This window comes from Bacillus sp. ABR (assembly GCF_056172715.1).
Genome location: NZ_JAOYSL010000001.1, coordinates 167,463 through 181,211, shown reverse-complemented (window position 1 = coordinate 181,211; position 13,749 = coordinate 167,463). Strand labels below are relative to the sequence as shown.

At 42.5% G+C, this 13,749-nt stretch carries 12 protein-coding genes; 4 read left to right on the top strand and 8 right to left on the bottom strand.

Features of this window, described 5'->3' with window-relative positions; genetic code table 11:
- Positions 1-153 precede the first annotated feature (153 nt).
- The 3 genes from deoC to OIT90_RS00810 form a co-directional block, all read right to left on the bottom strand.
- Positions 154-825 (bottom strand): deoxyribose-phosphate aldolase, encoded by a 672-nt coding sequence (gene deoC / locus OIT90_RS00820; protein WP_039182640.1) that lies wholly within the window; start codon positions 823-825, stop codon positions 154-156.
- Between the two features lie 84 nt (positions 826-909).
- Positions 910-1,854 (bottom strand): sugar-binding transcriptional regulator, encoded by a 945-nt coding sequence (locus tag OIT90_RS00815; protein WP_474892161.1) that lies wholly within the window; start codon positions 1,852-1,854, stop codon positions 910-912.
- Positions 1,855-1,914: 60 nt separating this feature from the next.
- Positions 1,915-2,790, bottom strand: coding sequence for an aldose 1-epimerase family protein (locus tag OIT90_RS00810; protein WP_474892160.1), 876 nt, complete (start codon positions 2,788-2,790; stop codon positions 1,915-1,917).
- 237 nt (positions 2,791-3,027) lie between these two features.
- Here OIT90_RS00810 and OIT90_RS00805 point away from each other — a divergent pair, with 237 nt between their 5' ends.
- Entirely contained in the window at positions 3,028-4,851 is a 1,824-nt protein-coding gene (locus tag OIT90_RS00805; RefSeq protein ID WP_474892159.1) for an acyltransferase family protein, read from the top strand.
- 166 nt (positions 4,852-5,017) lie between these two features.
- On the opposite strand, the gene OIT90_RS00800 is transcribed toward OIT90_RS00805, so the two are convergent.
- The 3 genes from OIT90_RS00800 to OIT90_RS00790 all read right to left on the bottom strand — a co-directional run bounded on the left by OIT90_RS00800 (position 5,018) and on the right by OIT90_RS00790 (position 8,187).
- Complete coding sequence (locus OIT90_RS00800; RefSeq protein ID WP_474892158.1) at positions 5,018-6,289, bottom strand: MFS transporter; 1,272 nt, start codon at positions 6,287-6,289, stop codon at positions 5,018-5,020.
- Between the two features lie 96 nt (positions 6,290-6,385).
- Positions 6,386-7,483: a saccharopine dehydrogenase family protein gene (locus OIT90_RS00795; RefSeq protein WP_474892157.1), complete on the bottom strand. Its 1,098-nt coding sequence runs from the start codon at positions 7,481-7,483 to the stop codon at positions 6,386-6,388.
- Positions 7,480-8,187, bottom strand: coding sequence for a class I SAM-dependent methyltransferase (locus tag OIT90_RS00790; RefSeq protein ID WP_126682520.1), 708 nt, complete (start codon positions 8,185-8,187; stop codon positions 7,480-7,482). The genes OIT90_RS00795 and OIT90_RS00790 overlap by 4 nt, the downstream gene beginning before the upstream one ends.
- Before the next feature lie 129 nt (positions 8,188-8,316).
- On the opposite strand from OIT90_RS00790, the gene OIT90_RS00785 reads away from it, so the two are divergent.
- Positions 8,317-9,324, top strand: coding sequence for a helix-turn-helix transcriptional regulator (locus OIT90_RS00785; RefSeq protein WP_144468139.1), 1,008 nt, complete (start codon positions 8,317-8,319; stop codon positions 9,322-9,324).
- A gap of 37 nt (positions 9,325-9,361) precedes the next feature.
- Here OIT90_RS00785 and yidA read toward each other — a convergent pair whose 3' ends face one another.
- Positions 9,362-10,174 carry a sugar-phosphatase gene (yidA, locus tag OIT90_RS00780; RefSeq protein ID WP_039182661.1) on the bottom strand — a complete coding sequence of 271 codons (813 nt, stop codon included), beginning with the start codon at positions 10,172-10,174 and terminating at the stop codon, positions 9,362-9,364.
- 301 nt (positions 10,175-10,475) lie between these two features.
- Between yidA and OIT90_RS00775 the strand changes: the two genes are divergently transcribed.
- A complete protein-coding gene (locus tag OIT90_RS00775) occupies positions 10,476-10,835 on the top strand; it encodes a MerR family transcriptional regulator (protein ID WP_039182663.1) in 360 nt (119 codons plus the stop codon).
- 130 nt (positions 10,836-10,965) lie between these two features.
- Positions 10,966-11,949, top strand: coding sequence for a Gfo/Idh/MocA family protein (locus tag OIT90_RS00770; protein WP_144493844.1), 984 nt, complete (start codon positions 10,966-10,968; stop codon positions 11,947-11,949).
- 39 nt (positions 11,950-11,988) lie between these two features.
- Here OIT90_RS00770 and OIT90_RS00765 read toward each other — a convergent pair whose 3' ends face one another.
- Entirely contained in the window at positions 11,989-13,503 is a 1,515-nt protein-coding gene (locus tag OIT90_RS00765; RefSeq protein WP_126682522.1) for a methyl-accepting chemotaxis protein, read from the bottom strand.
- Between the last annotated feature and the right edge of the window lie 246 nt (positions 13,504-13,749).

The window sequence follows — 13,749 nt, the reverse complement described above, 5'->3', positions numbered from 1 at the left end:
GAATGAATTCGTTTACATTAATGCGCTTGTATGGAACAAACCCTATTTCGTAAACAAAACACGGAAGAAATTCCCAGAAGTGAGTTCCTTCCGCATATGACTTTTTCATCATTTATGAGTCATGAATGTTATCCTACCATAGGATCGTATGAATTAATAGTCTTTCGAAGGAGATGATTGATCCCCTTTGATAATGGAAACGCCTGCACTCGCGCCAATACGGGTAGCACCTGCAGCTGTCATTGCCTCAACGTCTTCTTTTGTTCTCACGCCGCCTGATGCTTTCACACCGATGTCAGGTCCTACTGTTTTACGCATTAATGCGATGTCCTCAGCTGTTGCACCGCCTGTACTAAATCCAGTCGATGTTTTCACAAAATCAGCGCCCGCTTTCACTGAAAGCTCACAAGCTTTGACTTTTTCTTCATCAGTAAGTAAACATGTTTCAATGATAACTTTCACTAATGCTTTGCCTTTTGCTGCGTCTACAACTGCACGAATATCTTGTTCAACCACATCATATTCGCCGTCTTTCAATGCGGCAACATTGATGACCATGTCCACTTCTGTTGCACCGTTTTCAATCGCATCCTTTGTTTCGAATGCTTTCACCGCTGTTGTGTTTGCGCCTAACGGGAAACCGATGACTGTACATACATCAACACCTGTTCCTGCTAGTTCTTTCGACGCAAGAGATACCCAAGTTGGGTTCACGCAAACAGATGCAAATTGATGAGTCTTTGCTTCTTCAAGTAACTGCATAATTGCAGCTCTAGATGTATCTGGTTTTAGTGCTGTATGATCAATGAGCTTTGCTATCGTCATGCTTCACACTTCCTTTTAATTATGATACTTTCATCATATATGACGGATGAACAATTGTAAACATGGTTATGAAATTTTGTTCATCTATTTTGTGACATTTAAAAGAGCCCTCGCTGTGTGCTGATCGATGATCAATACATTCGCATATTTTCCTCTTAGTGCGCCGTGTATAGAAGCCACCTTTCGATGACCGCCAGCGACAAGAATGGATCGTTCTTTTTTCCTTAAATCATCTAACTCCACACCAATTGTGCGATTGTTAATGGCTTTACTGCAAATGCGTCCATCTTGATCATAAAAACGCGAGCAAATGTCTCCGACACTGGATGCCTTGAGGAGCGCTTTTTCTTCTTCACGGAAATAACCTAGTCTAAACAAAAGTGCCTCATCTCTTACCGTTCCAACAGTAAACACAGCGATATTCGCCTGCTTGCCCATTTCAATAATTCGCTGAATGTGTCTGTCCTGCTCAACCATTTCCTTGACAGCAGCACTATCAAATACAACAGGAAGCGGCAAATAGCGCGGTGCTGTTTTAAAAGCCTCAGCAAACAACTGAATGGTTTCCGCAGAATATGTATTCACATGAGAATGGCTGATTCCGCCCTTGAGCTGGACAACCTCTACACCTTTTACCTGTTTAGGTTGCATCTTTTGTGCAATTTGATACATAGTCGTTCCCCAGCTCACGCCAACGATATCACCGTCTTTCACCGTTTCTTGCAAGTAATCTGCACCAAATCGGCTCAAATAATCGGTGATGGTTGGATAGTCGTCCTTTGGCGAAAACACCACATGAGCTTCGAGTAGGTCATATTTTTCCTTGAGCAATGAAGAAAGCTCGTTTAAATCCTCGAACGGATCCATCACCGTAATTTGGACGTATCCCTTCTCTTTCGCATATTGAAGCAGCCGAGATACAGTCGGTCTCGACAAGTTGAGCTGCTTGGCAATTTCCTGCTGGCTGTAATCAGACAAATAGTAAAGCCTTGCCGCTTCAATACTCAGCTGTTGTTTCTCTCGATCCATTCATACGCCCCCTTTTTTCTTCTATCATAACAAATTGTTCACCTCTTCATGCACAATTGTTCATTTGAAGAAAACGGTATACGTTGCATGAAAGGTCTCATTCATTTCTAACGTTTGAATGCCAAACTTCTCTTTATACTCCCCATTCGTCCCTTCCATATCGGCGATGCCATACCACGGCTCAATACAAACAAAAGGAGCCATCGTTCCTTTTTCTTGATCATAAGGCGACCAAATGCCCACGAACGGAAAACCAGTGAGGTCGACCTCAACTCCGTGACCTGCCCTAGAAGTCAAAGACACTCGATTGATATGGCTAAAGATCATCGCATCATGCTGAAAAAGCTCTGGCCGAAGCTGGATCGGCTCAATCTCAATGCCTTTTCCTTTCTCTCTGACAAGTGAATTCCGCAGTTCATATTGCACAGGGAGATGTTCAGTCGAAGGTGTCAATGTGAGTGAATAATCTGCTGCTTGCTCACCTTCAACAAGAGGAACTCGAAATGCTGGGTGCCCTCCAATGGAGAAATACATCGTATCATCTCCGTCATGATCAATTTCCCAGGAAATCTTCAGTCCATTTTCTAATAGTTCATAACGAATACGTGCTGTAAATTCATACGGGTATTGTTTCACGTGCCGGCCTCTTGATTCATATTGAAAGGTCACCGTATGCTCCGTTTCTTCATATAAATCAAAATTGACATCACGCAAAAATCCATGCTGCGTGAGCTCGAAGGTTTGATCGTCAATCTTGTATTGATCATTCATTAATCGCCCAACAATCGGAAACAAGACAGGCGACACCCTGCCCCAATAAGCTGGATCACCAGACCACATATAGTGACGCCCGCTTTCCTTGTCAAGCACCTCCCTGACTTCCGCTCCCTTTTCATGAATTTGAATCAATAACTGATCATTTTCGATCGTTCTCATTCAACACATCCCCTTTCCTTCTACTTTTATTATGACAGGGATTTTGGTTTTGAGTATCAAATTCGACATCTCTTCACCCACCAATTCCTTTTTCATATAAAAAATTTAAAAAAAGACAGAAATTCGCCAACAAAATGTAATGCTGATTCGTCTAATCTTATATAAAATAAAAGAATCGTTGCTCTTTTGAATGAACAACAAAAAGAAGCGTTTGACATTGATGGGGGATTCATTTTCATGAACAGCAAGGAAAATCGTTTTCGTTATATTTTAGGATTAGATGGACTAAGAGCCGTTGCTGTATTGGCAGTCATTGCTTATCACTTACATATCGGACCCGCAAGCGGCGGGTTTCTTGGCGTTGATTTATTTTTTGTCATTTCTGGTTACTTGATTACAACGATCTTGTTACATAAGCAGGATTTAGGCTATCAAGAGCTTTTGCCATTTTGGATGGGACGGATCAGGAGGCTTCTTCCAGCTGCTTACATCATGATTTTTATTACCGTCAGCTGGTGCGCGATTGCTGGTTCAAACGCATTATTGTCCATTCGTGGCGATGCCATATCGTCCTTTTTTTATGTCAGTAACTGGTGGTATATTTTTCACGAGCTTTCATATTTTGATAGCTTCAATGCCCTATCTCCACTGAAAAATTTGTGGTCTTTGGCAATTGAAGAGCAATTTTATATCATTTGGCCGGTCCTGTTGATTGCAGGGCTGAAATGGGTAAAAAACAGATCTCACCTGCCTATGATCACCTTTGGCCTAGCACTTGTCTCCGCCCTATGGATGGCGATTCTTTATTCACCAGATACAGATCCAAGCAGGGTTTATTATGGAACAGATACTCGTGCATTTGCGCTCTTGATTGGATGCAGTCTGGCATTTGTGTGGCCTATGCAAAGACTATCCAGCAAGAAATTACTTCCTGTTGGCAGACGTATTTTACATATTGCCGGGTTCGGTTCGTTTGCGATTTTCCTACTTTGTATTTATGCAGTGGACGATTTCGATGCCTTTCTCTATCAGGGCGGCATGCTTTTATTCTGTCTGAATGCGGCCATCTTAATTGCGTGCGTCTGCCACCCTGCAAGTCTTATCGGGAAATGGCTGTCCTTTCAGCCGCTCGTCTGGCTTGGTAAGCGTTCTTATGGTATTTACCTATGGCATTATCCCATTATCGTACTGACCACACCGGTCATTGAAATTGGACAGCCTTCCATCGCGCGTGTCACATTGCAACTCATCGCCATTTTACTAGTTGCTGAGGCTTCCTATCGCTTCATCGAACAGCCAATCCGCCAGCATGGCTTCAGACAATATTTTGCCTCTTGGTCTATTTGGAAAAAAGGCATCAAACAATGGTCTACATCTAATAAGGTGTTCCTGGGAATCACCGCAGCTCTTTTGATCTTATTTATCATTGGCATGTCTAACTCGTCCACTTCCTCCCCACATGTGAAGGAAGTGACGCAAATTAAGACAGCACCGAAAAAAACAGCCGAACCTTCTGAATCAAAAGCGAAAAAAAAGAAAGAAAAGCACGAGAAAAAAGCAGCTGATCAAAAACAATTTCACCAAATTCTTGCCATTGGTGATTCTGTCATGTTAGACATTGCGCCGAATCTTGAAAAAGCATATAAACAGATCACCATCGATGGGAAAGTTGGCAGACAGATGAACGAAGCCATCAGCATCGCCCCTCAATACAAATCATTTAATCAACCTGATGCCGCTGTTATCATTGAACTTGGCACAAATGGTTATTTTACTGAGGACACGCTGACAGCATTCATTCAAAACTTTTCAAAGGCACATATTTTCCTAGTGAATACGAGGGTCCCGAGGTCATGGGAAAATGATGTGAATGCGGTAATTCAGCGAGTGGCCGATCAAGATCAAAATGTCACCTTGGTTGATTGGCATTCAGCCGCTAGTGGACAGCCATCCTATTTCCAGCCCGATGGTGTTCACCTTTCAAAAAAAGGTTCTGACACATTGACCCAGCTCATCACAGCGAGCATCAAGAAAAAAGGGGATGTGTCGACGTCATCATAAAAAGACTAGCATCCAGCTTGTCAATGTGAAGAAATTTGTGCAGGTGCTCTACTATGAAGCAAAACGTATTTTTATGGAAGATGAAAAAAAGACATGCTCTCCCATGATGGGGCGTCATGTCTTTTTTTGTGATGGATTGCAGGAGCTTATGCAGCACGGAGCTGCATTATGTTTTACTTTTAAAGGACCAAACTATTGCAGGTATGAGAAATAAAGATAAAATTCCTCCGCTTAAAGATAATGTCGCATAACTCGTATTCGCAGCTACCATTCCTGAAAGAGCACCGCCAGCAGCACCTGCTAACGCAATAAAAACATCGAGTGTTCCTTGGGTTTTGGCCCGGGTTGATGGTTCTGTAGAATCAACTATTTGAGCAGTACCACTAATTAAACCAAAGTTCCATCCCAATCCAAGTAAAGACAGAGCAATGATTAATAGAATCATTGAATCACTTGGTGCGAATGCTGCTAATAAACCAGCAAGTAACAATGTTATGCCCGACGCTATGCTCATAGTTGTTCGTCCTAATTTATCTACAAGTACACCCGTGATAGGTGAAGGAAGATACATTGCACCTATATGAAAACCAATAACAATTCCCACTTCGGCTAATCCATAACCATGATGCTGCATATGTACCGGTGTCATAGTCATGAGTGCAACCATGACAATTTGAGTTAAGATCATAACCGTGGCACCTACTGTAATCCCTTTTTTATCTATTGTTTTATCAACAGCATCTGGTTGATTTCCATGCTCATGTTTTGCTTTGTACGCTGCTATTCTTTGTGCAATAACTAACGGATCAGGACGCAGCAGAATAAAAAGGACAAGACCTGCTACAATAAATGCTGCGGCTGATAAAATAAAGGGACCCGCAAGTGATGGAACACCAATTGATACAGCGAATTTACCCATCATTTCAACTAAATTCGGACCTGCTACAGCCCCAAATGTTGTCATGACCATTGTCATACTAATGGCCGTTGCACGTTGTTTAGAGTTCGCTAAGTCAGTCCCAGCATAACGAGCTTGTAAATTTGTGGCTGTTCCCGCACCGTAAATGAAGAGCGATGCAAATAATAAAATGACACTATTTATCATAGCTGCAATCACAACGCCAATTGCTCCGATCCCTCCAACAACAAAACCTGTCGATAAACCGATGCGTCGTCCATAACGTTGTGAAAGTTTTCCTACAATGAAAGCTGCCCAAGCCGACCCCAAAGTAAATAAAGCCATTGGCACTCCTGCATAGGCTTCCGTTTCAAGCATTTGTTGAGCTAAAAGGGCACCTACCGTAATCCCTGCGGCTAGTCCAGCCCCTCCAAATATTTGCGATAAACTAACAACGAACAATACTCGTTTATATAATTTTTTCAATTTTTGGGGTGAATCTATATAATTCTTAATGATATCTTGTTCTGTATTTAACATTTGTAAACACCCGCTTGAAATTTATTTGCAAAACGTAACCTTTTTATCATTCCCGTCTACAACCCTCCATTTGAATTACCCTATGTTCGTATTCTTTTATGCGGTTAAAAGGCTGGCTTTCAGCGCTAACACACGCTTTTCCTTCGTTTTTTGATCCACCAACGCAAATTCTCCATTCTCATACGCTAATGAAAATAATTGTTCGATATGAAACACACCTGTCTGAAACCGCCTGCTCAATAAATGTAGTGCTGCAGCAGAGGCGACTTGAGCTGTGGCTTGAGACTCATCATGCCCTTTTATTCCAAGCGCTGCTTGATGAATCTTGTTCCTCTCCATTCCTGTCGCCTCCACTTTCACTGCATATTGATCTGTTCCCATTTGAGCCGATTGAATCATGGAAATGGCTCTTCCCTTGATTTTCGGAACAGTGAGAAGTGACGTCATTCCAAGACTCCTTGTGAAGGCAAATGCCCGCGTTGCCGCGCGAGAATCAAAACAAAGCCTTGTCGTCACAGAAGGCACGCTGAGTGTCAAAGGCAATGTCTGCTGATCAGAGAAGGGGAACTGATAGGCTTTCCTCTTTCCAAGTTTCACCCCAAAATCTATACGCTTGCCTCCAGTAAAGCTTTTGACTTTTTTACGTTGATGATGCTCAGTAAGCACATAGTCAGTATGGACATTGTCAAGCGTCCATTCAATGGCGGCTTTTCCATGCTGATCACCCAATCCAAGCATAATCCCTATATCTATTTGATTCACTGATGAGAGCATAGATGATGCTTTTGCTGCCAATAAATTCGTAAGGCCAGGCGCAAGCCCAACACTGAGTAAAGCCGTTGCACCGATGTACTGCTGATCCAGCTTTGCCACCTGTTCCATGTACGCCCCTTTCGCAGAGATATCTATATAATCAATACCTGACCGCAGAACTGTTTCAGCAAATGACGGGTCTTCTTGATCGAGACACATGATCACCAGCTTTGTGTGATCCACCCAGTCCGAAAATAACGGCTCACTGACATCAAGTTGATAGGGAAGAACCTTCCCTTTTGTCTGGCGTGAAAATTTCTCTGCCTTCTCATAGCTTCTGCCTGCTGCAACAACTTGACCGGGATACACTTCACTTAGCTGTAGACATATTTGCTGTCCAACATGTCCATAGCCGCCTATCACCATCACCTGTGTTCTCATTTCTCATCCGCCTCTCTACGATTCCGCTTGCAAACAAGCCCTTTGATCATTCCTGCCTGAAAATAAGGTCTGATGTCTTCAAATCCTGCTTTGATTAATTGCGCTTTTATTTCTTCCTCGGGAACAGGGTGTGTCGTCTGTCCCAGCCTGTTTTTAAAGGACGTAAACACCTCTTTTTCTAGGCCTTGCCGCTGCATGAAAAGAGAGAGCATGTGAAGCTCCTGTTGAAATGCATGGGACTTCATCTCGCCTTGTATAAATGCCAACATAAACGGTGCTTCTGGTTGAATCCTGCGGGCAACCTCGTTTAAAAAGAGCTGGCGCTTTTCTATAAAATGAATGACAAGCAAGCTCACTGCTGCATCGTAAACAGGTTCAGCTGAAACCTTATCTAATGAGGCCTCATGCCATGTGACACGCGCCTCCATTTCTAGCTGTGCAACTCGTTGTTTCGCCATGTCCAGCATAGAAGGTGACGGATCGACCCCTGTGATGAGCCAGTCTTCTTTTCTTTGTAACATGTTGATGATCTCTTCGCCCCCACCTGCTCCGACAGTTAGAATACGAGAGCCCGCTTTCTTTATTTCAGTTTCTAATACATCTACTGTTAACTCATGCAAAAGGTGATAGCCGGGTACTTTATGTGAAATCGTCGCTGCATATGACTCAGCAACAGGATCGTGCCAATGCTGGTTTTCTTTCATGTCCTTCTCCTCCAGTTCCTTTCCGCTTTCCATCGTTTCCTGTACACTAATGATATAACATCTTTATTGTAAAAAGAGACACCAGAAAACACGATCCCTAAAAGTGGGGATTTTTGAGGAGGAGATCATGTGACCAATCCAGCCACTCATTTTCAGCAGCTGAGACAACACATTCGGGATGAACTTGCTGCCGTCCTTGATTTTGATGCCGCCTGTATCACGACCATTGATCCAGCCACTCTCCTCTCGACAGGTTCCTTCACAGATGAATCGATTGAAGAAATTCATGACCAGCTGTTTCAAAATGAGTTTTTAAAAAGGGACGTACATCAGCATGAGTTTCTAGCCAAAGGCCCTATTCATGCTGCGAGCCTAGTCCAAAGCGGAGAATATCTTAGCAGTGAGCGCTACCAAAATATTTTGTTACCTAAAGGATGGTCTGATGAATTGCGGGCAGCTCTTGTGATTCAGGGGGAATGCTGGGGGATTGCCAGCCTCTATCGTCTAAAGGACAAGGAACCTTTTCAAGAAAAAGATATCCAAGCGGTCATCGAACAAACGCCCAGACTCGCAGCCAAGCTAAGAGATGAACTTTTCAAGAAAAGAGATACTGAAGAAGACGCGGCGGCGGAGCAACAAGGCTTCCTTATTCTTTCGCACGATTACAACCTTCTTTATGGAAATGAGACAGGTCTTCATTGGCTTCAGACGTTTCAAGCCTTTGAACAAATCCATGACAGGGCGATCATGCCACGCCCGTTTAGAGCATTAGGGGCAAAACTTTTATACGGCGGTATTGAGCAAACACCGGCAAGCATGACGAGATTGCCTACGGGGTTGTTCCTCTCTCTTCAAGCCTTTCGATTAGCGCAGGCTGACAGGCAGGAGGAGGCTGTCATGATTCACATCAAACGAGCTCAAACAAATGATATCCTTCCTTATGCGGCGAAAACGTACAGACTGACAGAAAGAGAAATGAACGTCCTCGACTGCTTATTAAAGGGCCAGTCGACAAAGGAAATTGCGAGCACGTTATTTATTTCACCCCATACCGTTCATGATCATGTGAAAGCGATGCTGCAAAAGACGAATTTAAGTAGCAGACGTATGCTTGTTTACTTTTTCTCCAATATATAAAAAAGCGGCTACCGCACTGGTAGACCGCTCTCTCTTTTTATTTTCCTAAAACCAGCTCATGCAGCACATGTGCTACTCCGGCTTCATTATTAGATTTTGTTACAACATCTGCTACAGCTTTGACATCATCAATGGCATTTCCCATAGCGACGCCGCAGCCTGCAAACTCTACCATTGATATGTCGTTCCCGTTGTCACCAATGGCCATGACTTCTTCACGAGGAATTCCCAGCTCCTTCGCTAGAAGCTTCACAGCATTTCCCTTACTCACATCAGGATGCAAGATTTCAAGGAAGAAATCTGTACTTTTCACCATCATATACTTTTCCTTCACTTCAGACGGGATGGCTTGTATCGTTTTTTCCAAACGTTCTGGCTGATCAATATACATCATTTTCGGAAGTCTCATCGATGAATCTGCCTCTTCAACAGGCATATATTTCAGCGGCAGCTTTGTTAAATAGGCTTCATGCACTGTGTATTCACTAATATCGCGATTCGGTGTGTATAAATTGGCCGAATCGAAATAATGCATCGGTGTATCCAGCTGACGGCTCAATTCATATAAAGAAGTTAAGTCATCATAGGATAATGTCAGCTCTGACACCACTTCATTTGTATGGCTGTTTTGAACAAGCGCTCCATTATAGGCGATCACATAATCTCCCTCTTGATCAAGCTGAAGATCAGTTAAATAGCGATTTACCCCGCCAATTGGCCGGCCTGTACATAAAACAATTTTAATTCCTTCTGCCTTTGCCTGTTGAATGGCTTCAAACACTTCATCCGGCACCATATGTTGATCATTTAATAACGTACCATCCATATCAATTGCGACTAATTTATACATTCACTGGTCCCCTTTTCTCAGCAAAAACGTGCTGTCACTATTTTGAGCCACCACTCCCATGATGACAGGTTATTTCATTACTATTTACCTATTTTAGCCTATCGTTTTTTCTTCACGCTGTCTACTTGTTCATATCTGTAACAAATATCACATGAGTCTACTCTATTATAACGTATTCTTTTCATCGTGCTGATCCCCCATTTACAACAAGTAAAATAGACCAATTGTTCACCACTATAGAATGTTTTGAAACTAGCAAATCTAATTGTATGATGGATAGCAAAGAAAGGAGGTGCAGGGAATGATTACGTTTACGAGAGGTAAATTGTCAAAGATGTCTGGAGTACATATTGAAACCATTCGTTTTTACGAAAATGAAGGGGTGCTCCCAGAGCCCAAAAGAGCGCATAACGGCTATCGTCTATATGATAAAAAATATGTACTCATGCTATCATTTATCACCGAAGCGAGAAAGCTAGATTTCTCCCTTAAAGAAATTCGTGAAATTATCAAATCACTTTTCGAAAAACAGTCAAAAACAGAAGCTGAACAGCTGCTCGAGCAAAAAGTCGAAGATATTCAACACTCTATTCAAGAGTTAAAAAAAAGGAAGGCAGCTATTCAATTGTTAACAAAGCAAACATTAGCAAACATCAGCTGATTGTAAGGGCTACCAAAGGTGTGCCGGTCTTGGTCACTGGCACACCTTCGCTCAGGTATCTCATTACACGTCCAATGAGAACATCGGTTATACTAGAGACAGCTTAAACGAGTGGAAGGAGTTTTGGAGAATGAACATCGCAACCATTGGATCAGGTATCATTGTGGAAGGCTTCCTGCAAGCCATTGACCAGCTCGAAGGTGCTTCTTGCCACGCTGTCTATTCAAGAAAGGAAGAAACGGCAAAGAAGCTCGCAGACAAATTTGGGGTGCAGACAACTTATACGGATCTTACCGCTATGCTAGAAGATCCTCACGTAGAAGCCGTTTACATCGCATCACCAAATCGTTTACATAGCGAGCATGCAACGGCTGCATTGAAACACGGAAAACATGTGATATGCGAAAAGCCTTTCACCTCAAATGTTAAAGAGCTGGAAGCCTTAATCGCTCTCGCAAAGGAAAAGCAGCTTCTCCTATTTGAAGCCATTACGACCGTTCATATGCCAAACTATCATTTAATCAAAAAGCATCTTCATCAATTAGGTAAAATCAAACTGGTTCAATGCAACTATAGTCAATATTCAAGCAAATATAATCAGCTGCTAGCCGGCGAAACGCCAAATGTCTTTAACCCTGCGTTCTCTGGAGGAGCGCTGATGGATATTAATATCTATAATGTCCATTTCATCATGAACCTATTTGGATCACCAGAGCAGGTCCGATATCAGGCAAACCGCCATCCAAACGGTATTGACACATCTGGTGTTTTGACATTCACTTACAATGATTTTATTGCGACAAGTGTGGGCAGTAAGGATACAAGCAGCATGAACTTTGCATTGATTCAAGGAGAAAAAGGCTTCATTCATGTGAAAAATGGGGCGAATGGGTGCGAGGAAGTGCTGCTGCATGTTGATGATAGGGTCGTCTCACTCAATGCACAAACGAATCCAAACCGTCTGTTTTATGAGGCTGAAGCTTTCCAGCATATCATTGAAACAGAAAATCACGAACAGTGCTATGCATGGCTTGATGAAAGTCTCTCCGTGATGAAAGTCCTTGACGCTGCAAGAAAAGATGCAGGTATTGTTTTCCCAGCAGATCAATTTTAATGAAAAAACCGCCTTCGACGAGAGGGCGGTTTTTGACGATTAAATACTCTTTGAATACGCCACAAGACGCTGAGACATGTGATTCACTTCATCGACTGCAGCGTTCACCTGCTCTGTTAAAGCAGCCTGAGTTTGCGTAAGAGCTGTCATATTCGAGATATTTTCAAGAATTTCATCAATTTGTGTTTTCATATCCGTTAAACTAGATTCGATATTTTCCGTTGCATTGGCACTATGCAGCGCCAGCTTTCGCACTTCATCTGCAACGACAGAGAATCCACGTCCTTGTTCACCAGCTCTAGCTGCTTCAATCGCAGCATTTAGACCAAGCAGGTTCGTTTGGTTCGCCACTTCTTTGATTAAGTCAGAAATATTTTTCGTCTCATCTGCACTATTTTTTGCTAAGTGGGCGGCAGACGTTGACTGCTCTTGAGCAACAGCAAGCTCCTGTGCTTGATTTGTCACAGAGCTAATGCCCGATACCATCTCGCTAATAGAACTTGAAAGCTGTTCTACTTGTGAAGCCATTTCATCCGCTGTTTTCTCTTTGTTTTTTTCTAACGTGATGTCACGAATAGTTCCTGCCACACGAAGAGGAACACCTTTTTCATCACGAATGGTTTCACCACCCGCATGATACCAGCGGTACTCACCATTTTTACTCTGTAATCTGTAATCAATGTCGAATGGTGTGCGGCCTGAGTGGTCATTTAAATGATCTGCAAAAGCTTGGAGAGCCATTTCTTGATCCTCAGGATGCAGACGATCGCTCCAGCTGCTCAGAACATTCGGGAAATCTTTTTCATCCGTAAAGCCAAGAGTTGATCTGAACTGCGGAGACCACCAGAATTCGTTATTTGGATTGACTGGATCGCCGGCCTCTACCACCATGTCCCAAGGAGCTTCGACAAGCGCACGGTTGATTAAGTCATATCTTGTGACAAATGCTTGCAGCTCTTCTTCTTTCAATTTCTGATCATGAATATCAAAAAGTGCTCCCGCCACACGAAGAGGGACACCATTTCGATCACGAACGGTCGTTCCAGTTGCTTTGAACCAGCGATAATCTCCGTTTTTTAACTTTAAGCGATATTCGATATCATACGGCGTACGCCCCGAATGGTCCAATAAATGCGAAGCAAATGCATCTAATGTATATTCTTGTTCATCCGGATGTATTCGAGATGCCCAGCTGTCTAATAGATTTGGAAAATCGTGCTCATTTTGAAAGCCGAGCATTTTGCGGAAATCATCCGTCCATGTGAATTCATTCTTTGGATTAACTGGATCTCCAGCGATAACGACCATATCCCATAAGCCAACTTGAATGGCTTTTGTCACTAAATCCATCCGCATTTGAATATTTTCATTGGCATCCTGCATCTTTTGCAAAGCTTCATTAATTTGCGCTACCGCTTCTATCGTTTGGCTAGAAGAAAATGCAGCAGTATCTAATCTTGCTGAAAGGTCTCCTTTTTCGATTCTTTCTATTAATTGGCTGCTTTCACTCAGAAGGATTCCAGCCGATGAATCATTTGCTTTTCTCTTAAACATCTTTCATAACTCCTTTCAACTCTAACGTTATTGAAATATTTTACAGTTATAAACAATTCTTTATTAGGACTTTAGTAATACAAATGATATATCGACAAAAACTGAAAATTGTTTATGTCAGAATGAAGGCAAATGTTTATTTTTTTCATGGGATTTCATATGTTGGATTTGGATGAAGGAAGTGTTTTATGGAGTTATGTGGGTAAAATGATAGAATCAACCTCTGTTTTTGTCTGAAAAATCTCT

What these genes read in the sequence shown, in the direction of transcription:
- deoC (WP_039182640.1), bottom strand. Translation starts at nt 825, where the DNA reads ATGACGATAGCAAAGCTCATTGATCATACAGCACTAAAACCAGATACA.
- OIT90_RS00815 (WP_474892161.1), bottom strand. Translation starts at nt 1,854, where the DNA reads ATGGATCGAGAGAAACAACAGCTGAGTATTGAAGCGGCAAGGCTTTAC.
- OIT90_RS00810 (WP_474892160.1), bottom strand. Translation starts at nt 2,790, where the DNA reads ATGAGAACGATCGAAAATGATCAGTTATTGATTCAAATTCATGAAAAG.
- OIT90_RS00805 (WP_474892159.1), top strand. Translation starts at nt 3,028, where the DNA reads ATGAACAGCAAGGAAAATCGTTTTCGTTATATTTTAGGATTAGATGGA.
- OIT90_RS00800 (WP_474892158.1), bottom strand. Translation starts at nt 6,289, where the DNA reads ATGTTAAATACAGAACAAGATATCATTAAGAATTATATAGATTCACCC.
- OIT90_RS00795 (WP_474892157.1), bottom strand. Translation starts at nt 7,483, where the DNA reads ATGAGAACACAGGTGATGGTGATAGGCGGCTATGGACATGTTGGACAG.
- OIT90_RS00790 (WP_126682520.1), bottom strand. Translation starts at nt 8,187, where the DNA reads ATGAAAGAAAACCAGCATTGGCACGATCCTGTTGCTGAGTCATATGCA.
- yidA (WP_039182661.1), bottom strand. Translation starts at nt 10,174, where the DNA reads ATGTATAAATTAGTCGCAATTGATATGGATGGTACGTTATTAAATGAT.
- OIT90_RS00775 (WP_039182663.1), top strand. Translation starts at nt 10,476, where the DNA reads ATGATTACGTTTACGAGAGGTAAATTGTCAAAGATGTCTGGAGTACAT.
- OIT90_RS00770 (WP_144493844.1), top strand. Translation starts at nt 10,966, where the DNA reads ATGAACATCGCAACCATTGGATCAGGTATCATTGTGGAAGGCTTCCTG.
- OIT90_RS00765 (WP_126682522.1), bottom strand. Translation starts at nt 13,503, where the DNA reads ATGTTTAAGAGAAAAGCAAATGATTCATCGGCTGGAATCCTTCTGAGT.